Source organism: Streptomyces sp. NPDC059169, assembly GCF_042755225.1.
In the GTDB taxonomy this organism is placed as follows: domain Bacteria; phylum Actinomycetota; class Actinomycetes; order Streptomycetales; family Streptomycetaceae; genus Streptomyces.
This window is the reverse complement of the sequence record NZ_JBHZCF010000003.1, coordinates 273108-296949: the sequence shown is the minus strand read 5'-3', so window position 1 is coordinate 296949 and position 23842 is coordinate 273108. Positions and strand designations below refer to the sequence as shown.

Genomic DNA, 23842 nt, shown 5'->3' with positions numbered 1-23842 from the left:
CGTGTCCCGCGGTGCTCGCTAGTCTGTGCGCGGACGACGAACCGGGAGGAGTACGGACGTGGCCGAGAGCATCACCACGCACCAGCCGCTGACGGGGTGGAACAAGCCGGAACTCGATCTCAGCAAGGCGGACTGGCAATCGGGCAGCCAGGGAACGGGTGACGTCCAGATCGCCTTCGTCGAGGGTTTCATCGCCATGCGGAACGGAGGCCGTCCCGAGGGCCCGTCGCTGATCTTCACCCCGGCCGAGTGGCGTGCGTTCGTCATCAATGCCCGCGAGGGGGAGTTCGACCTCACCTGACGCGACCGGAACGCTCCCGGCGGTACGGCCGGGAGCGTACGGGAACGGGAACCGAGCCCGGGGAGGCTTTGCCCGGGTACGCGAGCACCGAAAATGCCACCGAATCGTTCCTTGATGGGTGAGATGGCCTTCGCTTCCATGGCTGGAGGGGGTCCTGATTCTGAATCCCCCATGGGGCTAGAGTGGCGATCATGACTGCGGAGACCGACCTCGGCCGCCTGCTCAGCGGTATGCGACCCGAACTCAACCAGGGCCCCTACGTCTTCACCTCCGTGAGCGGTCCCGTCCCGCCGGGCGTCCGGCCGGTCGTCACCGTGGCCGAGGAGGAGGGCCTCACCCTCGTCGTACGCCAGCCGGACGCCGATGCCACCGGACTGGCCTACGACTACGTGGCCGGCTGGATCACCCTCCGCGTCCACTCCGCTCTGGAGGCCGTCGGACTGACCGCCGCCGTGGCCCGTGCCCTCGCCGATGCAGAGCTGAGCTGCAACGTCGTCGCGGGCTTCCACCACGACCACCTGTTCGTCCCCTACGAGCGGGCCGAGGAAGCGGTCGCCCTCCTGCGGGAGCTCGCCGAAGGGCCCCACTGAGGACGGCGCCGGTGACCACAGGAGGACGCCCGCGACGGTGGGGCGCCCGGTCGGCGGGAGCGCCCACCTGACACGTACCATGGCGGCATGTCCTTCCTCCGCCGCCGTAGTGCCGCCACCCCCGCCGGCCCGGATTTCGACGTCCTCGCCATGGACCCGGGCGACTGGCCCGGCAACCTGGGCGCGGGGTTGCTCCCCGCTCCCGACGGCAGCTGCCAGGGCGTCTTCCTGCGGTACGACCTGTTCGGCGGCCGTGGCCCGGCAATGATCATCGGCAACCTCCCGGAGGGCTCGCCGGCGCGGGAGCTCGAAGACGGCCAGGTCCCCTTCGAGGTTGCCCAGCTCCTCGCGGCGCTGGAGAACGACGAGGACGTCACCGTGGTCGACACCGAGGACGTTCCCGTGATGCAGGGGGACAACCTGCTGATCGTCCGGCGGATCAAGCTGTCAGAAAGCCGCATCTCCTGCGTCCAGTTCGACCGCAGCGACAACATCCTCGTCACCATCGCCAGCTGGGACCGCCCGATCACCGACGACCTGTACGCGCTGCTGAAGCCGCTTCCCGCAGAGCTCTTCCAGCAGGGCTGAACCGCCTCGGGGCCGGTACTCCTCACAGCCCCGCTGCACCGGGGCGCGCCGCACTGCGCCCCGCCGCGCCCCGCATCGAACCCCCGGGGACGCGCGGCCCACGGGGCGCGTCCGCTCCCGGGCACCGGCGGGTCCACCCGCCCCCGAAGGCCCCCGACTGTTCGCGGCGCAGGGCCGGCCCGTGCCAGGTCTCACCCCGGCCTCACCCGGAGGCTAGGACCGGCCCTGAGACACGAGGAGGGAAGCGATACGCGTCGAGGCGGTACCCGGTCCCGTCGGCCGGTCCGGCAACAGCGGTCGACCCGGGAGGAGCGGTGCACTCCCCGGGCGGTGCAGGTCCTCCTCTCCGTAACGGCGCACTCCGCGGTGCCAGTTCAGGATTCCCGCCAGCCAGTCCTCCAGTTCGCGGACGTAGGCGTCGAGAGCTGCCCTGCCATCTCCGTCCAGGTCGAACTCCTCATACAGCAGAGGAAGTTCGTGCTCCTTCACATGCAGGAACTGGCGCAGCCGTGAACGCATCAGGTCGTCCACGATCGCCACCGCGGCGGGATAGTCGCAGCCGAAGAAGTTCTGCACCACGAGGGCGATGTTGTGCAGCTCGCCCTCGACCTCGATCTCCTTCTGGTAGGAGAAGAGGTCATTCAGGAAGCACGCGTAGTCGGCCGCGGAGTTCTCCAGGCTGCGAACAGCTCCCGTGTGGTAGATCCCGGGAGGCAACGAACCCCCGTGGCGCAGTCGGCACAGCCCCATCGTCAGGTCCGAACCGAAGGTGAGTCGACGCATCTCGATGTAGTCCACGGGATCCGGAACCCGGTGCTGCGCCTGGTTGTGCAACTCCCACAGCCAACTCTCCAGCATCGTCTCCACGGACCTGCGGAAGACGGCACGCGCTGGCGGCTCCATGGGCCCTGCCGTGCGCGCCCACAGGTCGGCGAGCCCCCGCTCCATCGGACTCTCCGCGAGCGCCGCGCCCGCCCCGGGGTCATCGACGGGCATGCAGGCCACAAGCCGTTCGTGGCAGGCCTTCGCCCCGATGAGGTTGCGCGGGCGGCCGAACACGACCGGGTAGTAGTCGTCCCCGTACGTGCCCCACGTCAGCCATTCCGCGCTGAGTTCCAGCTCTTCGGGTGTGGCGTCCGGATCCAGCCCCGCCGAACAGAGGGCGAAGTCGAAGCCGTACAGCGTCGTCTCGTCCCAGATGTCCGAGAGGAGCCCCATCCGCTGCGCCCACGCGACGGACTTGCGCTTGGCGTCCTGCCAGTGCGGGCTGATCGTCAGGGGGAAGGGCAGGTCGAACGCGGGGAGCAGGGACGGGCCCGTCGGGTGGTGCGGAACGCGGGTGAGACCGCGTAGACGGGCCGCGGCAGGACGGCCGAACAGCGTCGTGACGTCCATGGCCGACGTGCCGAGCACCCCACTGACGAGGGTAGGTCCGGTCGTGACGCCCTTGTTCATGTAGCGACTCGAGCGCATGTGCCACTCGTGCCCTCCCGACTGCCAGTCCTGCAGGCCCTTCGTGTACGCCGCGATCGCCGCGCACTCCTCCGGGGTCAGACCCGCGGTGACGCAGAGCGCCGGTACTTCGCTCAGCGCCGTGTTCTCGAACTGTTGCAGCCGCGAGGTCAGCAGGTCGTTCACGGTCTCGGCCGCTTCCTGGGTCGTACAGCCCAGGAAGGTCTCCATGACCAGGACGCCGTTGCTGTTCTCGCCCTCGTCGCGAACCTCCCGTTCGTAGGAGAACAGGTCGTTGCGCAGGTGGACGGCGTCCGCGAAGGCGTCACGCAGGACACGCAGCGGCCGGGAGTCCGCTGCCGCAGCCGGTACCTCCGCAGCAGCGGCGTACTCGACCAGTCCGGCGGACCAGGGGGCGCCGCCGACTTTGCGGCGCATCTCGATGTACTCGACCGGGTTCGCGATCCGCCCCTCGTTGATGTTGCCGAGCTCCCACAGCGACTCGTTCAGCAGGTGCTCCGTCGCCTCCGCGAAGCGCGCCCGCCACGCCGCGGACATGGCCGGAACGGTCCGTGCCCACAGATCGGCAAGACCCGCCTCGACCTGGTTCGTCGGCTCGGGAGTGCCGTGGGCCGGATCCAGCGGCATGAACGCGGGCAGCCGCTCCAGGTACGCCTTGCCTCCCGCCATGTCCCCCGACCGCTTGAAGACCTCCAGGAAGTGGTCGTCGAAGAAGAACACCCACACGTACCAGTCCGTCACCAACGCGAGCGCCTCGGCCGAACAGTCCGGGTGGGTGTACGCGCAGAGCAGGGCGTAGTCGTGTGCCTCCAGGTCCTCCAGCTCCCAGATCCCCGACCCCTCGAGCATGCCCATGCGGCGCGCCCAGTCGCGGGTGTGCTGCCGTGCCGCGTCGACATGGGGGTTGAGGCGTGCCGGATACGGTACGTAGAAGTCCGGCAGTTGGAAGGGCTGTGCCATGCGTGCCCGGCCTTTCGGTGAGCGTCCGCGCGGCTGACGCGCGGACCGGTCGGCGTACGGGCCAGCCCTACCCTTCGGCGGTCCGCGGCACGCGGCGCCGGTGATCACCCGTCCGGATGAACCGTCGTGGCCTTCCCTCCCGCCGAGACGGGACACCTCGAACGGCGCTCGCACGAGACGGTGTTGACCTGCCACCAGGACGGGCGCCCCACCGCTCGCACCTCCTGGCCGTACGAGCGGTCTGCCCGGCCCGCCCGGAGAGGATCCTCGTGGTTTGCGACAGCGGATCCCGCGACCTCCCGGCGGCAACTTCGTTCGGTAGTGTCGAATGTGCGAAGCGTAATCGAATTGGCGAGAACCCCACTTGAGACGACCGCCGCCAGGGCAAAAGACTTCTCCTGTGCCCGAGGCGGGCAGCCCCGATCGGGCTGCTGCGGCGTGCCCACCCCCTTCGCAGTTGTGAGGAGACCTCAGCATGCCCGACGCCGGCCATCGAGGCATCGCATACCCGATCACCCTGACTGACGGGACCACCACCCGGACCCGTGAGGTGACCCCGGCCGATCTCGGCCCCGTCCAGGCGCTGCACCGCCGCTGCTCCCCTGGCAGCAGGGCCTTGCGCTACCACACCGGCAAACCCGAGCTCTCGACCGCGGGGTGGCGTCTCCTGTCCGACCCCGAACGCGGCACCACCTTGGTCACCACGACGGTCGGTCACACGGACCGCATCATCGCCATGACCAACGTCATGCGCACCGATCGCCAAGGGGTGGGAGAACTGGGCCTGTTGGTGGAGGACGCGTGGCAGTGCAAGGGCCTCGGGACCGCCCTGACCGCGCACGCGGCCGACGTGGCCCGTAGGGACGGTCACCACACCCTCACCGCCGCGGGGCGGTCGCCGCGGTCAACACCCCCATGCTCCACGTCCTCGAAACCCTCGACGCACCCCCCGCGCGCACCTCGGGGTCCATCCTGGCCATCCACATACCGCTCTAGCGGGCGGGGTGTCACACGGTCGTTCCCGGGGACGCTCGGCCGGCGGCCCTCACCACGTCCCTATTGGCGTGGAGTTTCGACCCGCCGGACATCCTCGGGCAGCCAACACCCGTGCGCACGGCAGCAGAACGCTGCGCGTCCGGTGTGTCGGCACGGGACGCGCAGCGTTCTTCCCCCTCGCTATCCGGTCAGCGCGTGCCGACCGCAGCGCGCACGGCCCGCCGTGCCAGTGCGCAGTCATCGTGCAGTCGCCTCAAGAGGAGCCGCTGCTCTTCTCCCGTGGAGATCCCGCCGTGCTGCACCACGGTCCCGGCCGGAGCGGCTTCGCGCATCGTCCGTTGCACCGCCGTCTCGTACGTCCGGATCTCCCGGGTCAGCACCAGCATCAAGTTCACCAGGAACGCGTCCCGCGCGGCGGGTCCGGACTGCTGGGCCAGCTGGCTGATGTGGCGCCGCGCCGCCGGTGCATCACCGAGCACCGTCCACAGCGTGGCGAGGTCGTACCCCGGCAGATACCAGCCCGCGTGCTCCCAGTCCACGAGCACCGGACCCGTAGGGGCCAGGAGGATGTTGGACAGCAACGCGTCGCCGTGGCAGAACTGACCGAGACCCTGTCGACCGCCCGCATGGGCCAACCCGTGCAACAGCTTCTGCAGGTCGCCCAGATCCCGGTCGGTGAAGAGCCCCAACTCGTGGTAGCGGGCGATACGGGACGCGTAGTCCAGTGGGGCGTCGAACATCCCGGCAGGCGGACGCCACGAGTTCAGCCGAGAGATCGCACCGACCGCAGCGCGTACGTCGGCGCGGGGCGGAGCTTCGGACGGGTGGCGGGTGAGGGCGGCCGGGCGGCCGGGCATCCGCTCGATGACCAGTGTGCAGTTGTCCGGGTCCGCGGCGATGAGCCGCGGCGCCCGCACCGGCGGACGGTGCCGGACGAACGCACGATATGCCGTTATTTCGTGCCTGAAGTGCTCCGCCCAGACCGGTGACTGGTCCAGTAAGCACTTGGCGACGGCCGTCATGCGCCCCGTCGTGCCGACCAGCAGTACCGAACGGCCGCTCCTGCGCAGCACCTGGACGGGATTGAACTCCGGGCAGATGCGGTGCACCGACGTGATCGCCATCCGGAGCTGCGCACCCTGGGGGCCGGACAAGTCGATCCTCCCGCTGAGCGGTTGGCCGACCGTTCCGGGCCACCGCCGTGTCCGCGCGACGGGGGAGGGGTCGAGCAGTGGCCCGCCGCCGGCCTGCATCGGGCGCAGCGGCCGGGGCGGGGCGGACACGGGGGACGATGCTGTGTACATGGGCGAACAGATCCCTTCGTGTGCCGGCAAGTCGCGTGCGCAGCCCCGCCCCGGATGCCTTCGGCACCCTGGGGAATGCTGTTGGACTCCCGGGCCGGGGTGGCGCGTTCCTACCTGACACCGGGGCGTGGGTGGCACACCATCTGGCGGACCCTGGCGAACCCTGGCGAATAGTCGCCACGCATGTGGCAGGGGGTTAGTGTCAAGTCAGCCGAGAACCTGGGGGCTTGACGTGACCGGAGAACCCAACACCCGCCTGGCAGACCTGTTCGGCCTCACCGGCTGGTCCAAGGGCGAACTCGCCAGGCTGGTCAACCGGCAGGCGGCGGCCATGGGCCACCCGCAGCTGGCGACCGACACCTCGCGGGTGCGGCGTTGGATCGACATGGGGGAGATCCCGCGCGATCCCGTGCCCAGAGTGCTGGCAGCTCTGTTCACCGAGCGACTCGGCCGTGTCGTGACCATCGAGGACCTCGGCCTCGTACGGCACGGGCGCACGGGGAAACGGCGCGACGTCAGCGGGTCGAAGAACCCCGACGGCCTGCCCTGGGCGCCCGAACGTACGGCGGCGGTCCTCACCGAATTCACGGGAATGGACCTCATGCTCAACCGACGCGGCTTGGTGGGCGCGGGCGCCGCGCTCGCCGCAGGCTCCGCACTCAGCAACGCCATGCACGACTGGCTGCACACCGACCCCGCATTCAGTTCCGACTCCGCCACCCGCAATTCCCTGCACGCCGACCCCGCCGGGTTCGACCGCTACGAGGCCGCCCCCATCGGGTCGCAGGAGATCGACGCACTGGAGCGCTCCGTCGAGGTGTTCCGCGCCTGGGACGCCGCCCGTGGCGGCGGTCTCCAGCGCAAGGCCGTCGTGGGTCAGCTCAACGAGGTGGGCGGCATGCTCGCCTATCGGCACCCCGACCACCTCCAGCGACGCCTGTGGGGCGTTGCGGCCAACCTCGCCGTGCTCGCCGGCTGGATGTCCCATGACGTCGGCCTCGAGCCCACCGCACAGAAGTACTTCGTCATCGCCGCACACGCGGCTCGCGAAGGCGGCGACCGCCCCCGGGCCGGCGAGGCGCTGTCCCGTGCGGCACGCCAGATGGTGCACCTCGGCCGCCCGGACGACGCCCTCGACTTGATGAAGCTCGCCAAGTCCGGCTCGGGCGACGAGACGCTGCCCCGCACGCACGCCATGCTCCGCACCATCGAGGCGTGGGCGCAGGCGTCCATGGGCCGGGGACAAGCCATGCGTCGCACGCTGGGTGAGGCGGAGGAACTCTTCGTATCCGACAAGGGCGACGTACCGGCGCCGAGTTGGATGCAGATGTTCGACGAGGCCGACATGCACGGGATGCAGGCCCTCGCCTACCGCACGCTGGCCGAGCACGAACCGGGGGCCGCCAGGACGGCACAGCGACACGCCAAGCAGGCCCTCGAGCTGAGGGAGGGCGGCCGTCAGCGGTCGAAGATCTTCGACTACATCTCGCTCGCCTCCGCCTGCTTCATCGCGGACGACCCGGAGCAAGCCGACCGGTACGCCCGGCTCGCGCTGGTGTCGATGGGGGAGACCTCCTCGCACCGCACCTGGGACCGACTGCGCGAGATGTACCGGCTCACGGGACAGTACGCGGGCTACGCGAAGATCCAGGATCTTCGGGAGGAAATCCAACTCGCCCTGCCCACCAGCTCGTCGAAGCGCGCGAGGAGCGTGGAGGTCTAGTCACGCCGGGCGCGTGGGCCTCCGGGGCGCGCGGGATGTTCCGGAGCTTCCGGAGCATCGGCAAACGCGGTCGACTCGACGAGTGTCCTGTGGCCGTTTCCTCCGACCGCGCTGTGCTGTCCTCCGCCCATCCGTTCCGGATACCGACACGGGACGACGCCCCTCTACACCGGGCTCACCCCATCGATACCGGCTCAGGTACCCCGGTGCAGGCCGCTGCTCCCTGACGTTCCTATCCGCTGATCCGCACGACCATCACACAGGCGTCGTCCTGGCGCTCCCCGTCCCCGAACTCCTCGACGATCAACCGGATGCACTCCTGGGCGTTCAGGCCGTCGAATCGGGGAGCAAGGGCGAGGAGCCGGTCCACTCCCGATCCGTCCCGGGCATCCGCGCCGCGGGTCAGTCCGTCCGTGTGCAACACCAGGAGATCTCCCGGGAGCAGTGCAGCCTGGGCCTGCTCGTACGCTGCTGCGGACGCGGCGCCGAGCAGCATCCCGTCGGGCTGTGCCATGGTGCGCCCCGTCCCTCCACGGAAGTGCAGCGGGGCGGGGTGCTCCGCCTGCGCCCATGACAGCACACGACTCGCCGGGTCATAGTGACAGCAGAGGGCGCTGCCGAGTGCGGGTTGGCCCGATGAGTCCAGTACCTCGTTGAGGTGGCCCATGAGGGGGCCGGGTCGGATCCCGGCCAGCGCCATGCCTCGGAGCGCGCCGAGGAGCATCGCCATCGACGATGTGGCGCTCACTCCGTGGCCGGTGAGGTCGCCGGTGCTCAACAACATCTGTTGGGAGGGGAGTTGGAGAGCATCGAACCAGTTCCCCCCGATCAGCGTGCTGTCGGTGGCGGGAAGACGGTGTCCGGCCACATCGAGGGCCGCCGGACCGCGCTCCGGGTAGGCGAGCGCGCCGTTCCACGGTGGCAGGACCGTCTCCTGCATCTCCTTGGCGATCCGACGCTCCGTCAGGTCGAGGTGCTGTCGGCGGGCGAGCGTGTCCCGGGAGTCGTGAACGGCGCGCTGCGATCTGCGGAGTTCGCTGACGTCCCGTAACACCGCCCACATCGAGGCGGTGCAGCCGTCGGGGTCGAGGACGGGCTCGCCCATCATGTGCAGGGTCCGCACCCGGCCGTCCGGCCGAACGATGCGGAACTCCCCGTCGATCGGCTTCCCGTCGACGAGGCACTCCGTCACCATCGTGGTGAGGTGGCCCTGATCCTCGGTGAGCACGATGGCGGGCAGCTCGTCCAGCGACATCGGTCCGCCCTGCACGGTGCGGCCGAAGATGTCGAACAGCTCCTCCGACCAGTTGATGTCGTCGGTCAGGAGGTTCCACTCGGCGCTTCCCACGCGACTGAGGAGCGAACCGGTGTGCGGGGCCGGGTCCTCGTAGGGGAACGATCCGAAACCCTCCCCGGTCGCGGTCGAAGGCTCACCCGGCTGGGCCGGTACGCCTTCCCTGAGCTGGTCCAAGTGCGAGCCGAGGTCGTCGAGATGGTGGACGGCCAGATCGCACAGCGCACGCTGCCAGCGTCCTTGGGGGTCGTCCTCGTCCAACGCGGCGTCACGGCGGACCGCGGCGACGTCACCCCGCAGCCGTCGGGTCTGCGAGATCAACTCGTCCACCGTGCCGCGCGGGGACGGCTGATGGGCGGGACGGTCCGCGAAGAGGTGGGACGGCATGTGGTACTCCGATGCAGGCGCGGCGCGGTCGGTCTGACGACCGGGTCAGTTACGACTGTTGCACAGGGAGCAAGGACGCGTAAGGGATTCGGCAACACTCGATACGGTGGTGCTTCTGGCATATGTCTCAGGCCCTGGGGTGCGAGTGCCGGCGGCCGGCGGTCCCAAGGATCCGGTGGCCACGGCCCGGGCCGCTGCGCGCGGCCGTCGAACCGCCCGCGCGCCCCGTTCCGCGGCCCTCCCGACGGTCGTCGAACGCCGCCCCCTTCCCGCGGGTGCGCCCACCCGGGCCCCCTGGTGTGCTCCCGGATTCCCCGGTGGCTCCGGGATTCCGCCCTCGACCAGCAAGCGTTCCGTCGGGCGGCCGCGCTCCCCAGCCGGTCACGCCGGCCGTCCCCGCCCGCCCGTGGCCCCGGTACGTCCGGTCATCCGGACGCCGCGGTGCCGTGGTCCACCGCGGGGAGCAGCCGCCCACGTACCGGGGACCCCGGCTGGAGCGTCAGACCCGTCCTCGGCGCCACCTCGTCGGGGCCCGTGTCCACGTGGACGTGCTGCGCGAGCGTGGCCAGTACCAGGACCGCCTCGACCATGGCGAACCGCGCGCCGAGGCAGGCCCGGGCGCCTCCGCCGAACGGGAACCACGCGTGGTCGGGCGCCGCCGGCCCGACTGCCGGGTCCCAGCGCTCCGGCCGAAAGGCCTCAGGGTCGGGGAACCAGCGTGGATCGCGGTGCGCGCTCCACTGGCTGGACCACACGACCGTCCCCGCCGGCAGGGGAAGTCCGCCGATCGTCGAGCCCTCCTTCGCCACGCCGGTCATCAGCCACACGGGCGGGTACAGCCGCAGGGTCTCCTTGACCACCTGTTCGGTGAACGGCAGCCGGCGCAGGTCGTCGAATTCCGGTGTGCGGCCCGCGAGGACGGTCCGCAACTCCCCGTCGAGCCGAGCCCGCGCCCCGGGGTTCCGCGAGAGCAGGTACCAGACCCAGGTGAGCGTAGTGCCCGTCGTTTCGTGCCCGCCGATGTACAGGGTGACCGCCTCGTCGCGCACCTCCCGGTCGGACAGCGGCTTCCCGTCGTCGTCACGAGCCGCCAGCAGCCGGCTCAGCAGGTCGTCCCGGTCCCCGGTGGCGCGCCGTCGTTCGTGCGTCACCCGGGCGACCTCGGCGTCGATGACCTCCACGGCCCGGCGCAGTCGGCGGCGTCCAGGGGTGGGTACCCACGACGGCAGGAACAGCGTGAGGCCGCGGAACTCGTCGCCGATCGCGCGCTGGGCCACGTCCATGGCCGACCCGATCACGTCTTCGCGCCCGGTGCTGTCGGTGCCGAAGAGCGTCCGCACGGCGATCCGCTGGGTGAGCGCCAGCATCTCGCGCCGTACGTCCACGATCCGACCGGGCTGCCACGCGGCCGCCAGCTGCGCGGCGCACTCGGTCATCGTCGCGGCGTACGAGCGCACTTGACGGGGGCGTACCGCCGGCTGGACGAGTGCCCGCTTCCGCCGCCAGGCAGCTCCCTCGGACGTCACCACACCGTCCCCGAGCACCAGCTTGAGGGCCCAGCCCAGCTCGGGGTGGCGGAAGACGGTCTCGATTCCCGTGAGCAGCTCGCCGATGTGCTCCGGACGCGAGACGAACAGGGCCCGCTGGGGGCCGAGTCGCCATTCCACGAGATCTCCGCCGACCCTGAGCCGTTCGAAGAATCCGAGCGGATCGCGCGCGAACGCGGGCAGATTACCGAGGCCCGGCAGCCGTCGCGGACCGGGTACGACGAGGTCCCTTCCGCGAACGGTCGTTTCACTGGCCATCCCCATGCCTCCCGGAGGTGCCCGCCACCGGACGGCCCGGTGGCGCCACGTACGACATGTGCACGACCAGTCTGGACGATCCTGACGTCGCGGCGCACCGGGTTCCGCGTCCGCCTCCTCTGCCGGCCGTGATGCACGCCACGTGCGCCGTCTGAACGGCGGGTCTGCATGATCCGTAATGGAATGCGACGGGCGTGAGGTCGACGACCGGACTCCTCCGGTGCCGCTGGATCCCCACGTCCTCGGCAGGGGTGGCGGAGGACGGGCGGCGGGTGCGTGTACCGGGGGCACGCATCCGCCGCCCCGCCCGCCCACCGGTGTGCGTTCGGCAGGCCGACGACGGCCGGGCCAGGGGCCCCGCCACTGTCCTTGTGCCCTGCGGGGCCGGCCGCCCCTCAGTCAGGCCCCGCGTCCTGCGCCGCGGTTGGGCTCCGCCCGCTCGCGCGCCGCGGGTGTGCGGCGGCTCCGCGTGCCGGTCGTGGCGTACCGCCATTGCGGCGAGCGGGCCGCGAGCGCGTCGCCGGGAGCGACGGCCGGAGCCGGCGCAGTCCACAGCGAACGGCGGATCGAGCTCGCGCCTCAGGCCCGGCAGGCGGTGGACGGATGCCGGACGTCGAGCACGAAGCGTTCCGGAGAGTGCATCCTCGCTGTCCTGAACACGGGCTTGGCGTCGAAGGCCGCCCCGAAGGTCACCGCGCCCTCGAAGTCGCCCGTCAGGGCGAGCCCCTTGAGCGCGGGCAGCCAGATCCTGACGGTTTTCGGGCCCCGGTAGACGGAACGTCCCCTGTCGTCGTGGGCGGCGGCGGGGGAGAGCTTGATCTCCAGGAAGTATTTCCCGGCGAGCGGGACCCTGCTCCCCGAGCCGTCATGGCGCAGCGTCCTCACCGGGCGCACGGTAACCGGCGGCAGTGTGCCGCGGACGTCGATCACGAGCCGGTCGAAGGAGCGGTGACCGCCCCAGCGGGCGTTGGTGACACGTGCCGCGGCGAGAGTGGGCGCCGCTGCCGCGGACCCGGGCGCAACGGCGGAAGCGGGGATCGTCGCGCCGACCCCGGCGATGAGGAAGATGCCGGCGGCGATGGCCGCCAGGCGCGGAGGGCGAAGCATGGCGTCCCCCATTTCTCCTGATTCGGGGGCAGTGGTGTCATCAAGGGAGACACTCGTGCAAACCAAATGGTTGCACGGCCGTTCGCCGGATTCGTCCCCGCCGCCGAGCCGGCCGTCGACGCCCGCCCGTCGCGCCGGTTCCTGCGCGCCGCACCGGCCGACCGGATTCCCCCGACCGCGGACGCCCTCCCCAACCAACCCAACCCACCGGGGAGTTCGGCCGCAACCGGCGTCGATCCGGGGCTGCCGACCCACGGGTAGGGTGCGGGGATGACCAAGGAAGCGGATCACGACACCCCTGGTACAAGCGGCGACGACGGCTGGTCCGCGACCCGCGCATGGGTCGAGAAGACCCTCGGCGGGCAGGTCGAGTCAGCCACCCGGTTGCGGGGCGGCTGGACGTCCCGGATGCTGCGGCTGACCGTCACCGGAGCGGAGGGCAGCCGGCCGGTTGTCCTGCGGTCGTTCGTGGAGCCCTTCTACCTCCGCCATGCGGAAGGACTGCTCACCCGGGAGGCGGATGTGCTGCGCCTGCTCGGGGACACCGGCGTGCCCGCGGCCCAGCCGCTCGGCGTCGACGCCACGGCAGGACAATGCGACCACCCCTCGCTGCTGATGTCCCTGCTGCCCGGCACCGTGCGCCTCGACGACGAGCACGCCGGACGGAGGTCCCGGCTCCTCGCCCGCCAACTGGTCGACATCCACCGCCTGGACGTCCCGGACGGCGCCCGGCCCCGTAGGTACCAGCCGTGGGCCTCCGCCGACCACGTCCGGGTGCCCACGGCGACGGCCAGGCCGCAGCTGTGGGACCGAGCCGTGGACGTCATCCGCCAGGAACCGCCGCCATGGGCCGGGTGTTTCCTCCACCGGGACTTCCACCCCGGGAACGTGCTGTTCACGGGCGACGGTGACGATCTGGTCGTCTCCGGCGTGGTCGACTGGGTGGAGACGTCCTGGGGGCCGGCCGACCTCGACGTGGCCCACTGCGCGACCAACCTCGCCCTGCTCCACGGACCCCGGGCCGCCGCCGAGCTGGTCGACCACTACCTGGCCGCGGGCGGCAGCCTCGACGAGGATCCCGCCGCCCACCTGTACTGGCGGCTCCTGGATGCGCTCGGCTTCGCCCCGGACGCCGAGAAGGTCGCCGTCCCGTGGCGCGAGCTCGGCCGGCACGACCTCCTTCCCGAAGTGGTCGCCGCCCGGCTGGAGGATTACGTCGCGGACCTCCTCGTACGCTACGGACGGGGCTGAGCCGTCCCTGCGCGCCGCATCAGACGGCGGGGAACCCCGGCGCCACGCCGAGCGCCCCCGCCACGGCACCCCAGATCGCGTTCTGCGCCGTTTCCAGGTCCACCTTGGGATCGTCCAACATCAGGCGGATCCCGAAGCCGTCGCACAGGGCGAGCAGCAGCGTGCTCGTCGCGTCGACGTCGCAGGGGGCGAACTCGCCCGAGTCGACGCCCCGCTGCAGGGCGTTCCCGACCCACTCGTGCAACTGCTCGTAGAGGTCGACCGCCAGGTGCTGCGCCGTGTCGTCGCGCAGGGCCCGCACCCAGAGTTCCTGCCACAGCCGCCAGTCCTGCCGGAGCTCCGGGTCGGTCGGGAGCAGGGCCCGCAGGATCCGCGCCAGGATCACCGCCGCGGACACCGAGTCGGCATCCCGCTCGAGCTCCGTGCCCGTCTGCGCGAAGGAATGCGTCATCGCCTCGGTGAACAGCTTCTCGCGCGTCTCGAAGTGGTAGTGCAGCAGGGCCGTGGACACCCCGGCGCGCTCCGCGACCATCCGCATGCGGATCTTCTCGAAGCCGACCTCGGCGATCACCTGGCACGCGGCGGCGAGGATCCGCTCACGCGTCTCGCGAGTGCGTTCGGCCTTGGTCACGTGGATGCTCCCGGTGTGGTCGGTTCCGGCGCTGCTCGGCGGACTTCCGTCCTGCCGCGTTCCATCTTGGCGCATCTTCGCCGTCCCCGGGCCCCGGGCCCCACGATCCCCGGGGCCAACGGTGCGACGGCTCACGGGTAGGTGTGGAAGCCGCGGCCCGACTTGCGTCCGAGCCAGCCCGCGTCGACCATCCGCGCCAGCAGCGGCGGCGGAGCGTACTGCGCCTCGCGGAACTCCTCGTACATCGACTCGGCGATCGCCCGGGTGGTGTCGAGCCCGATGAGGTCGACGAGTGCCAGTGGACCCAGCGGGTGCGCGCAGCCGAGGACCATGCCCCGGTCGACGTCCTCCACCGACGCGGTGCCCGACTCGACCATCCTGACTGCGGCCAGCAGGTAGGGCACCAGCAGAGCGTTCACGACGAAGCCGGCCCGGTCCCGGGTGCGGACGACCTCCTTGCCGAGCACCTCCGACGCGAACGCCTCCACGCGTGACGTCGTGGCCTCGCCGGTCAGCAGCGACGGCACCAGCTCCACCAACGGGAGGACCGGCACGGGGTTGAAGAAGTGGAGCCCCACCACCTGCTGCGGCCGGGAGGTGGCGGCGGACAGCCGGATGACCGGGATGGACGAGGTGTTGGTCGCCAGGATCGCGTCAGGACGCCGCACGGTCCGGTCGAGCCGCGCGAACACGTCCGTTTTCGCCGCCTCCTGCTCGGCGACGGCCTCCACGACGAGGTCCCGGTCGGCCAGCCCTTCGAATTCCGCGGTCACCGTGATCCGGGCGAGGGCACCGTCCCGTTCGTCGGCGGACAGCTTCCCCGCGGTCGTCGCCCGGTCCAACGACGCGGTGATCCGTTTCCGGCCGGCGGCCGCCGCGCCGTCAGTGGCCTCGACCACCACGACGTCCAGGCCCGCACGCGCACACACCTCTGCGATCCCGGACCCCATCAGGCCGCAGCCCACGACCCCGATCCGTTCGACACCCGTCATCGGTACTCCTGTTCTCGGTGGTAGCGCAGAACCGGCCCGGGGCCCGGCGGCGTGCCGGTCCCCGGGCCGCAGCGGACTCAGTCGGCCGCGGGCATCTGCAGCACGCCGGTGCCGCGCTTGATCAGTTCGCCCGCGATGATCAGGCGCTGGATCTCGGAGGTGCCTTCCCAGATGCGGTCGACGCGCAGTTCGCGGTAGAGGCGTTCGACGGGGTAGGAGCGGTCGTAGCCGCGTCCGCCGAAGATCTGCACGCAGCGGTCGATGACCCGGCCGGCTGCTTCGCTGGCCGAGAGCTTGGCGATGGCTGCTTTGGCGTGGAGGGTCTTGCGGTCGCAGGTTCCCGCGTCGACTTCCCAGGCGACCTGGTGGGTGTAGGCGCGGTTGACGGCGATGTCGGCGGCGCAGTCGGCGAGCATGCCCTGGACGAGTTGGAAGTCGGCGATGCGGGTGCCGAACTGGCGGCGTTCGACGGCCCAGTCCCGGGCCAGTTCCAGCGCCCGTTCGGCGGCCCCGATCGTCCGGGCCGCGATCATTAGCCGCTCTTCGGTGAACCAGGAGCGGGTGATGTCGTAGCCGTTGCCGATGCCGCCGAGCACCGCGTCGTCATCGACGTGCACGTCGGTGTACGTGAACTCCGGGTGCTCGTAGACGAACGTGTGCATGAAGCGCGGTACCCGCGTCATGTCGATCCCCGGTGTGTCCTTGTCCACCAGGAACAGGGTCGGTGCGCGGTCCTCGCCCGCGGCGGCCAGCACGATCATGAAGTCGGCGTGGTCGCCGACCGTGACGAACCACTTCTCGCCGTTCAGCACCCAGCCCCCGGTGGTGCGCGTCGCGGTGGTCTGGATGCTCTGCGGATCGGAGCCTGCCTCCGGCTCGGTGACCGCGTAGCAGTCGCGCCGCTGACCCCGGATGACCGGGACGAGGTAGCGCTCGCGCTGGTCGGGGGTGCAGAAGCGCAAGGCGTTCGCCGGACGCCAGACCATGTCCCACAACGCACCGGTCAATCGGCCCAGTTCCTCCTGGACGACGGCTTGTTCCAGGATCGTCAGCCCGGCGCCGCCCCACTCCTGGGGCATGTTGACGGCCTGGAGCCCGCTGGCCAGCACGGCGTCGCGGACGTCGGCGTGCGCCTGGGGCGGCAGGCCGTTGTTCTCCTCGCAGTCGAGCTCGTACTTCATGATGAACTCGGTGAGCCCGCGCGCGGAGCTCTTGAGCTCCTCCTGACGGGCGGTGAGACGGAAGTCCATGTCAGTCCTCGGGGTCTTGGGTGGCCGGTGCTTGGGACGTGGGGTTCAGGAGGAGGTGGGCAGGGAGAGCGCCCGGGTGCCGCGCTTGATCAGCTCGTTGGCGATGATCAGGCGCTGGATCTCGGAGGTGCCTTCCCAGATGCGGTCGACGCGCAGTTCGCGGTAGAGGCGTTCGACGGGGTAGGAGCGGTCGTAGCCGCGTCCGCCGAAGATCTGCACGCAGCGGTCGATGACCCGGCCCGCGGCCTCGCTGGCCGCGAGCTTCGCCGTCGAGGCCTTCGCGTGCAGCGCCTTGCGGTCGGTGTGCGGCTGGTCGGCTTCCCAGGCGACCTGGTGGGTGTAGGCGCGGTTGACGGCGATGTCGGCGGCGCAGTCGGCGAGCATGCCCTGGACGAGTTGGAAGTCGGCGATGCGGGTGCCGAACTGGCGGCGTTCGACGGCCCAGTCCCGGGCCAGTTCCAGCGCCCGTTCGGCGGCCCCGACGGTCCGGGCCGCGATCATCAGCCGCTCGTCCGTGAACCACTCCTTCGTCAGTTCGTAGCCGTTGCCGACACCGCCGAGCACGTCCTCGTCGGGCACGAACACATCGGTGAACGTGAATTCCGGGTGCCCGTTGACCGCGGAGTGCATGAAGCGCGGCACCCGGGTCATCTCCACCCCCGTCGCCTGCTTGTCGACGAAGAAGAGGGTGGCGGCGCGATCCGGGCCCGCGTCGGCCTGGACGAGCAGGAAGTCGGCGATGTCCCCGCAGGTCACGAACCACTTCTCGCCGTTCAGCAACCACCCGCCGTCGACGCGGGTCGCGGTGCTGGTGCCGGAGGACGGGTCCGAGCCGGCACCCGGTTCCGTCACCGCGAAGGCGTCGAAGCGCTCCCCGCGGATGACGGGCAGCAGGTACTTCTCGCGCTGTGCCCCGGTGCCGTACGCCAGGACGTTCGCAGGCCGCCAGGGGATGTCCCACAGGCAGTTGGTGACCTTCCCGAACTCCTCCTCGACGATGACCTGGTCGAGCAGGGACAGGCCGGCGCCGCCCCACTCGGCCGGCATGTTGATGGCGTACACGCCGGCGTCGATCGCGGCGCGGGTCAGTTCGCGGACGGTGTCGGCGGGCAGCGGGCCGCCGGCTTCCTCGGACTCCTCCTCGTGGTCCATCAGTAGCCGGGTGTACGCGGCGGCCCGGCTCTTGAGGGCGGCCTGCTCGGGTGTGTAGCGGAAGTCCATCGTGCTCTCCGGGCCTTTCTGTCGGGTACGGGGAGGGGCGGGGTGGTGGCGGCGCACGGACGCGCACGGGCGATCAGGCCGGTACGGCGCGGCAGTCCAGGGCGAGCACGCCGTCCGGGCGGACCAGCAGCGGATTGACCTCGAGCTCGGCGATCTCCGGATGCGCGGCGGCGAGGGTGGTGAGGCGTTCGATGACGTCCGCGGCGGCCGCCACGTCGACGGGGGGACGACCGCGTACCCCGGTCAGCAGGCCGGCGGTCCGCAGGCCACGCAGCAGCCGTGCGGCACGCGCGGCGGGAAGCGGAGCCAGCGCGAAGGCCACGTCGTGCAGGGCCTCGGTCAGCACGCCGCCGAGGCCGACCATGGCGACGGGACCGAACCGTGGATCGCGGTTGACGCCGACGATGAGCTCCACCCCGTCGCTGAGGTCCGCCATCGCCTCGACCGAGTAGGACGGCGCGTGGAGCCGCGCGTGCATCTCCCGGTAGGCAGTGAGGAGGGCGTCCCGATCGGCGAGTCGCAGGGCGACCCCGCCCGCGTCGGACTTGTGCAGGACGTGCAGTGCCTTGAGGACGTACGGCCCTTCGAACTCGGCTGCTGCAGAGAGGAGTTCGGCCTCACAGGTGATCTCGCGGGCCTCGGGGAACGGTACGCCGGCCGCGGTCAGCAGCCGCCGGACGCCGTGGTACCCGGCGTCCCGCAGCGGCTCGGCCGGCGGGGGGAGCGGGGCGATCCCGAGCGGACCCCCGGTGCCCGTCGCCGTCATCGAAGCCAGGGCGCGGGCGGCGTCCTCCGTCGCCGAGAACACCGGGACGCCTGCGTCCGCCAGGATGCGGCAGCTCGGTGACTGCGGGTACATCGACTGCACGACCAGGGGCTTGAGCGTGCCCCGCCAGTGTGCGACGACCCGTCGCGCGGCTTCCTCCTCGCCCGTGGCGAGGCTCGCACCACCGCCCCCGAGCCCACTACCGGAGGCCGCGTACCCGCCGAAGTAGCCCGTCATCAGGACGGCGTCGACTTCGTCCGCGTCGAGTAGCCCGCCGACGGTGTCGGCGTAGCTGCGGGGGTCCTGCTCGCCCATTCCGGCGAGGTCGACCGGGTTGCCGACCGCGGACTGCTCCCACAGCACGGTACGCAGCCGCTGCTGCGTACCGGCACCGAGCTCGGGCACCTCGAGGCCCGCGGTCTCCGCCGCGTCGGCGGCGATCACCCCGTGCCCACCACCGTCCGTGAACACCGCGGTGCGCCGGCCGCAGGCGCGTGATCCTGCGCTCCGTGCGGCGAGGACCACCGCCATCTCGCGCGGTGTGGCGACCAGTTCCACGCCCGCGTCCCGACATGCGGCGACCACGACGTCGGACGAGGTGGTGAGGGCCCCGGTGTGGGACTGGGCGCTGCGCGCGGAGGCGGTGCCGCGGCCCGCGGTGAGCAGGACGACCGGCTTGCCCGCCGCCGCGGCAGCCTGCGCGAAGGCGCGGCCGTCGCCGAAGTCCTCGGCGTACACGGCGATCGCGGAGGTGTCCGCGTGCCGCGCGCAGTCCTCGACGAGGTCGACGAGGGTGACGTCGGCCTGGTTGCCGAGGGAGACGAAGCGGGAGAAGCCGAGGCCGTGCTGCGCCGTGCGGAGCTGGAGTTCGAGGGCCAGGTTGCCGCTCTGGCTCAGCAGGGCCACACCGCCGTGCGCGAAGGTGTCCGAGGCGAGGTACAGCTCGGTGGTGTTGTCGGCGATGCCGAGGCAGTTGGGACCCACGAGCACCGCGCCCGCTTCCCGGACCCGGGCGGCGACGGCCTGCTGGCGGGCCAGCCCGGCCGCACCGGTCTCGGCGAAGCCCGCGGTGATGCCGACGATGGCGCGGGCCCCGCAGGCCAACGCTTCGTCGACGGCGGCTTCGAAGCCCGCGGCGGGTACCGAGACCACCACGAGCTCCACGGGCTCGCCGACGGCACCGAGGCTCGTGGCCGCCGGGCGACCGAGCACGGTCCCACCACGACGGTTCACCAGGTGCACGGGGCGCCGACCGGGCGCGCGCAGAGCTTGCGCGGCCACGGCGTGACCGTACTTCGCCGGGTCGTCGCTGGCGCCGACCACGGCCACGGACTTGGGGTCGAACAGTGGTGTCAGATCGCGTCCCACGTCACTTCTCCCACCGCAGCGCCGAGTTGGGGCAGCTCTCGACGCAGGCGCGGGCCGCCTCCTCCTGCCCGGGCGGCACGTCGGCGGCGAGCACCGACGCGTACCCCCATTCATCGAGTTCGATCAGGTCCGGGGCGTGCTCCTGGCAGAGCCCGTAGCCCTGGCAGCGCGTGGAGTCCAGGAAGAGTTTCACGGTGTTCCTTTCGGCGGGAACGGGTGGGGGACGGGCTGGCTGACGGGAGTGGTGTCCGCCACGTGCGGCACGGGTACGACGAGCCGGCCGCCGTCCGTGGGCGGGACGGAGGCACAGGTCGGGCACGTGGCGTCGAGGTGGCTGCGGACGAGCCCGGGGAAGGCACGCAGGATGCTTCCGGCCGTGCTGGCGGCGGCGTCGAGGAGCCCGCACGCCCCGCGGCCCGGCAGCCGGGCGGACCAGCGTTCCAGCCGTTCGGCCGTGTCGGGTTCTGCGGTACCGGTGGTCAGCTGCCGGAGCGCGTCGCGGATCGCGGTGGTGCCCGACACGCAGACACCGCACTGCCGAGCGCTACCGGCGGCGAGGGTGTCCACCGCGTCGGCAGCGGTGGACACCGGGCAGGCGCCGGGCGCGAGGAAGCGGATCGCCCCGCAACCGAGCGCCGTCCCCGCCGCGGAGAGCGCGGAGGGCTCGACCCCGAGGGAGGACCAGCCCCGTCCGACGAGGCCGCCGAAGAGACCGCCCATGAGGGCCCCGGACGCGTCGGCGGCGTCCGCTTCCTCGGCGAGCGCACCCAGGGTGGTGCCGTACCGGGCCTCGGCGAGCAGCGCCGTGCCGTTGGCGGCGGCAGCGGTGCCCCGGTCGGCGGACAGGGTGAGCAGGGTGCTGCGGGCGATCCGGTGGCGCAGGTCCGGGTGGGCGGCGACGAGGGCGATTCGCGCGAGCGTCTCGACGTTGGACACCAGGGTGGGCCGGTCGGCGACCCCGCGCTGGTACGGGCGCGGCGGCTTGGCCGTCGGCAGGGCGGGTCCCCCGTTGATGCGCCGGACCACGGCGGTCTCCTCGCCCGCCACGTAACTGTGATCGGTCTCGACGACGTCGATGGGCAGCGGCGCCGGGTGCTCGGCCAGGGCCCGGCGGACGCGGGCGGCCGCAAGCGGGTCGGACAGGTAGACGTAGCCCTGCTCGGCCCCGGTGATCGCCGCGGCCCTGGCGAGCCCGTCCAGGACCAGGTGCGGCCGGGCGCTGAGCAGCCAGCGGTCCTTGACCGACCCGGGCTCTCCCTCCTCGCCGTTTGCCACCACGACGGGCACTCCGTCGGCGTCCCGCACGGCCGCCAGCTTCACCGCGGCGGGGAACCCGGCTCCGCCGCGGCCCAGCAGTCCGGCGTCGCCGATCAGCCGGAGAAGCTCCGCGGGCCGGTCCGGGTTCCGGTAGCCCCCTGATTCGAGGTACGCCGCGGAGCCCTCCGTGACGCCGGGGTCCCGGCCGAGCAGTGTTCCCGGGCTGCCGGGGTCGAGGGACCGGACCCGGGTGGCCTTCGCGGTCGCAGAGGGGGCCGCACCCGCGGCCTCCTCCGGCGCCGTGCCGGGACCGGCCTGCCGGCCGTCCAGGGTCCCGGATCCCGGTCGTGCGTTCGCGGTCATCCTTGTCCTCCGTCCTTCCGCGCGGGCCGGCTCGGCCCCGTCCCCGTGCCCTCGGCGTTCCGCAGGGCCTCCACCGCGTGCTCCAGGGCCCTGCGCTCGTGGGTGGTGCGGTCGTATCCGGACCCCGGGAGGCCGATGAGCATCCGGTGGTGCTCCAGGACGACTTCGCCGGCCAGGAGTGCAGCGGCGCGGTCCCCAGGGGCGGAGCCGTCCGCTACGGCGGTCACCAGGTCGGTGACCTCGGAGAGGTAGCGCAGCCAGGTGCGCCGGGTGCCGTGCAGGATCAGGCGCCCGATGCGGCGCCGCTCGACGTCCAGGTACCCGGGCGGTCCCGGGGCCGTCACCCGTGAACCGGCGCGCAGAGCGGCTACGGCGGGGGGTAGTTCCCGTTCCGGCTCGGGCGTCAGCCCGAGCCAGACGAGACTCCGACGACCGCTCATGCGTGCCTCCGTGAAGGAAGAGGAGGGGCGGGGGACAGGAGAGGGGAAGCCGCGCCGCGAGGGGAGGGAGAATGGCGGGCTGCGGCTGCTGCAGTCGATCCAGTGCTCGGTGCGCCGGGGGAAGTGCGGGCGGTACGAGCCGGGCGGGAAGCCCGGGAGCCGCTGGCGTCCCGTCTCCCACGCCATGCCGTGGGTCGCGGGTGGCTCCGATGCGTCATACGCTAACTAATCAATTAGTCAGTCCACAAGTCTTGACACTGCGGCAACCTGTCAGCAATCTGACTGACCAATTAGTCAGTGCGGAAGGTGTCGGGCCCCACGAAGCCCCGCCGACCGCCCCTGGGCCGCCTCAGCACCGATCGCCGCACGCGCGGCATTGAGGAGTCACCCGATGCAGCCCGAAGCCCAAGCCCCAGCTACTGACACGGCGCAGCCCGTGCGGCGCCGGCGCCCGCCATCGGAGGACACCGCCCATACCGGGCCACCGGGCCGGGCACCAGACCCGCAGGACGACCCCGGAAGGGCACTGTCCGCACGGCTCTACACCGACCCGGACATCGCGGCCGCCGAGACCCGGCACATCTTCGCCAGGTCCTGGCAGCTCGTCTGCCACGAGTCCGACCTGCCCGAGCCCGGGGCCAGGCTGGCCGCCACCGTCGCCGACCGGGAGGTCCTGGTGGTGCGGACCGAGGACGGTGGCCTCGCCGCCCACCTCAACGTCTGCCGCCACCGCGGCACCCGGCTGGTCACGAAGCCGGAGCCGTCCGGCAAGGCCATCCGCTGCCCCTACCACGGCTGGACGTACAAGCTCGACGGGCGCCTGGTCGGAGCCCCGGAGGCACGGCAGATCCCCTGCCTCGACAAGCCGAAGCTCGGCCTCTTCGGCGTTCGCGTCGAATCCTTCCTCGGTTTCGTCTTCGTCAACCTGGACCAGGGCGCCACGCCCCTCGCGGAGAGCTGCGCGGGCCTGGTGGAGGCCGTCGGGCGCTACGCCGGAACCGACCTCGTGCCCATCGGCCGCAGCCGCATCCACGACCTGCACGGCGCCGAGGTGCAGAACGCCAACTGGAAGGTCGCCGTCGACAACTACCTCGAGGGCTACCACGTGCCCGTCGCCCACCCCGGGCTGATGCGCCTGCTCGACTACCAGGGGTACACCAGCGAGATCAACGAGGCGTACACGCTGTTCGCCTCGCCCCTGCGCGAGAAGCCGTCCTCGAACTGGGCCGAGCGCCTCTACCAGCGCCTCGCCGCACCGATGCCGGGGCTGACCGAGGCCGACCGCCGGGTCTGGCGCTACGCCGTGATCTACCCCAACACGCTTATCGACTTCTACCCCGACCATGTGCTTGCCTGGACCGCGATCCCGACGGCGGTCGACCGCGTTGCCGTACCCGGTGCGTTCTACACCCGCCGTGGCACCGGACTGCGCACCTGGCTGGCCCGGCGGCTGAACATCCACATCGGCTGGATCACGAACGACGAGGACGCCGAACTGGTGGCCCGTGTGCAGAAAGGACTCACGACCCCGGGCTTCGAGCCGGGACCGCTGTCCCGGCGTGAGGCTGCGGTCGGCTGGTTCGCCAACCGCGTCCGCGCCGACCTCGACGACGCGGTGCCCTGATCGCCGCCGGAGCGGCGAGCCGTCCGAGCCGTGGTGCCGGGGCCCTGAACCCGGCGTCTCGACTCACCGTCCCGTAGGAGCCAGGGCAACCACGCGTGCCCGACCACTCCCCGCAACCAGCGACGTCCAGGCCCCCCGGACCCCGCGGATC

Annotated in this window: 20 protein-coding genes and 1 pseudogene; 8 read left to right on the top strand and 13 right to left on the bottom strand. The window is 71.6% G+C overall.

From position 1 onward, the window contains the following. The first annotated feature begins 58 nt into the window (after window positions 1-58). The 3 genes from ACFXOM_RS07530 to ACFXOM_RS07520 all read left to right on the top strand — a co-directional run bounded on the left by ACFXOM_RS07530 (window position 59) and on the right by ACFXOM_RS07520 (window position 1479). Complete coding sequence (locus ACFXOM_RS07530; RefSeq protein WP_384928280.1) at window positions 59-301, top strand: DUF397 domain-containing protein; 243 nt, start codon at window positions 59-61, stop codon at window positions 299-301. A 191-nt stretch (window positions 302-492) separates the two neighbouring features. Beyond that, on the top strand, window positions 493-891 hold the full coding sequence (locus ACFXOM_RS07525; protein ID WP_384928278.1) for an ACT domain-containing protein: 399 nt from the start codon (window positions 493-495) through the stop codon (window positions 889-891). A gap of 87 nt (window positions 892-978) precedes the next feature. Then, window positions 979-1479 (top strand): hypothetical protein, encoded by a 501-nt coding sequence (locus ACFXOM_RS07520; RefSeq protein ID WP_384928275.1) that lies wholly within the window; start codon window positions 979-981, stop codon window positions 1477-1479. A gap of 213 nt (window positions 1480-1692) precedes the next feature. On the opposite strand, the gene ACFXOM_RS07515 is transcribed toward ACFXOM_RS07520, so the two are convergent. Beyond that, complete coding sequence (locus ACFXOM_RS07515) at window positions 1693-3912, bottom strand: germacradienol/geosmin synthase (RefSeq protein ID WP_385037309.1); 2220 nt, start codon at window positions 3910-3912, stop codon at window positions 1693-1695. Window positions 3913-4387: 475 nt separating this feature from the next. Between ACFXOM_RS07515 and ACFXOM_RS07510 the strand changes: the two are divergent. After that, window positions 4388-4738: pseudogene (locus ACFXOM_RS07510) on the top strand (N-acetyltransferase); the annotation flags it as partial. Between the two features lie 358 nt (window positions 4739-5096). On the opposite strand, the gene ACFXOM_RS07505 reads toward ACFXOM_RS07510, so the two are convergent. After that, on the bottom strand, window positions 5097-6212 hold the full coding sequence (locus tag ACFXOM_RS07505) for an aminoglycoside phosphotransferase family protein (RefSeq protein WP_384928266.1): 1116 nt from the start codon (window positions 6210-6212) through the stop codon (window positions 5097-5099). Window positions 6213-6444: 232 nt separating this feature from the next. On the opposite strand from ACFXOM_RS07505, the gene ACFXOM_RS07500 reads away from it, so the two are divergent. Beyond that, window positions 6445-7935 carry a hypothetical protein gene (locus ACFXOM_RS07500; protein ID WP_385037306.1) on the top strand — a complete coding sequence of 497 codons (1491 nt, stop codon included), beginning with the start codon at window positions 6445-6447 and terminating at the stop codon, window positions 7933-7935. 232 nt (window positions 7936-8167) lie between these two features. On the opposite strand, the gene ACFXOM_RS07495 is transcribed toward ACFXOM_RS07500, so the two are convergent. The 3 genes from ACFXOM_RS07495 to ACFXOM_RS07485 all read right to left on the bottom strand — a co-directional run bounded on the left by ACFXOM_RS07495 (window position 8168) and on the right by ACFXOM_RS07485 (window position 12528). Further along, complete coding sequence (locus ACFXOM_RS07495) at window positions 8168-9616, bottom strand: PP2C family protein-serine/threonine phosphatase (protein WP_384928260.1); 1449 nt, start codon at window positions 9614-9616, stop codon at window positions 8168-8170. Window positions 9617-10041: 425 nt separating this feature from the next. Continuing rightward, complete coding sequence (locus tag ACFXOM_RS07490) at window positions 10042-11421, bottom strand: cytochrome P450 (RefSeq protein ID WP_385037304.1); 1380 nt, start codon at window positions 11419-11421, stop codon at window positions 10042-10044. A 579-nt stretch (window positions 11422-12000) separates the two neighbouring features. Beyond that, window positions 12001-12528, bottom strand: coding sequence for a hypothetical protein (locus tag ACFXOM_RS07485; protein ID WP_385037301.1), 528 nt, complete (start codon window positions 12526-12528; stop codon window positions 12001-12003). 66 nt (window positions 12529-12594) lie between these two features. Between ACFXOM_RS07485 and ACFXOM_RS07480 the strand changes: the two genes are divergently transcribed. Both ACFXOM_RS07480 and ACFXOM_RS07475 read left to right on the top strand, forming a co-directional pair. Continuing rightward, window positions 12595-12789 (top strand): hypothetical protein, encoded by a 195-nt coding sequence (locus tag ACFXOM_RS07480; RefSeq protein ID WP_384944901.1) that lies wholly within the window; start codon window positions 12595-12597, stop codon window positions 12787-12789. A gap of 9 nt (window positions 12790-12798) precedes the next feature. Continuing rightward, entirely contained in the window at window positions 12799-13779 is a 981-nt protein-coding gene (locus ACFXOM_RS07475; protein WP_385037298.1) for a phosphotransferase family protein, read from the top strand. A 19-nt stretch (window positions 13780-13798) separates the two neighbouring features. On the opposite strand, the gene ACFXOM_RS07470 is transcribed toward ACFXOM_RS07475, so the two are convergent. The 8 genes from ACFXOM_RS07470 to ACFXOM_RS07435 all read right to left on the bottom strand — a co-directional run bounded on the left by ACFXOM_RS07470 (window position 13799) and on the right by ACFXOM_RS07435 (window position 22067). After that, on the bottom strand, window positions 13799-14410 hold the full coding sequence (locus ACFXOM_RS07470; protein ID WP_384928248.1) for a TetR/AcrR family transcriptional regulator: 612 nt from the start codon (window positions 14408-14410) through the stop codon (window positions 13799-13801). Between the two features lie 131 nt (window positions 14411-14541). Beyond that, window positions 14542-15402, bottom strand: a complete 861-nt coding sequence (locus ACFXOM_RS07465) for a 3-hydroxybutyryl-CoA dehydrogenase (RefSeq protein ID WP_384928246.1) — start codon at window positions 15400-15402, stop codon at window positions 14542-14544. A gap of 77 nt (window positions 15403-15479) precedes the next feature. Further along, window positions 15480-16652 carry an acyl-CoA dehydrogenase family protein gene (locus tag ACFXOM_RS07460; RefSeq protein ID WP_384928243.1) on the bottom strand — a complete coding sequence of 391 codons (1173 nt, stop codon included), beginning with the start codon at window positions 16650-16652 and terminating at the stop codon, window positions 15480-15482. A 45-nt stretch (window positions 16653-16697) separates the two neighbouring features. Beyond that, window positions 16698-17873 (bottom strand): acyl-CoA dehydrogenase family protein, encoded by a 1176-nt coding sequence (locus ACFXOM_RS07455; protein ID WP_384928240.1) that lies wholly within the window; start codon window positions 17871-17873, stop codon window positions 16698-16700. Between the two features lie 73 nt (window positions 17874-17946). Beyond that, window positions 17947-20007 carry an acetate--CoA ligase family protein gene (locus ACFXOM_RS07450; RefSeq protein WP_385037295.1) on the bottom strand — a complete coding sequence of 687 codons (2061 nt, stop codon included), beginning with the start codon at window positions 20005-20007 and terminating at the stop codon, window positions 17947-17949. A 1-nt stretch (window position 20008) separates the two neighbouring features. Continuing rightward, on the bottom strand, window positions 20009-20200 hold the full coding sequence (locus tag ACFXOM_RS07445) for a ferredoxin (protein ID WP_384928234.1): 192 nt from the start codon (window positions 20198-20200) through the stop codon (window positions 20009-20011). After that, window positions 20197-21627 (bottom strand): NADH-ubiquinone oxidoreductase-F iron-sulfur binding region domain-containing protein, encoded by a 1431-nt coding sequence (locus ACFXOM_RS07440; protein WP_385037293.1) that lies wholly within the window; start codon window positions 21625-21627, stop codon window positions 20197-20199. The genes ACFXOM_RS07445 and ACFXOM_RS07440 overlap by 4 nt, the downstream gene beginning before the upstream one ends. After that, window positions 21624-22067, bottom strand: a complete 444-nt coding sequence (locus tag ACFXOM_RS07435; protein ID WP_385037290.1) for a hypothetical protein — start codon at window positions 22065-22067, stop codon at window positions 21624-21626. The genes ACFXOM_RS07440 and ACFXOM_RS07435 overlap by 4 nt, the downstream gene beginning before the upstream one ends. Window positions 22068-22458: 391 nt before the next feature. On the opposite strand from ACFXOM_RS07435, the gene ACFXOM_RS07430 reads away from it, so the two are divergent. Further along, the gene (locus ACFXOM_RS07430; protein ID WP_385037287.1) at window positions 22459-23691 is read left to right on the top strand and encodes an aromatic ring-hydroxylating dioxygenase subunit alpha; all 1233 of its coding nucleotides are present in this window, start codon (window positions 22459-22461) and stop codon (window positions 23689-23691) included. The last annotated feature ends 151 nt before the right edge of the window (window positions 23692-23842 follow it).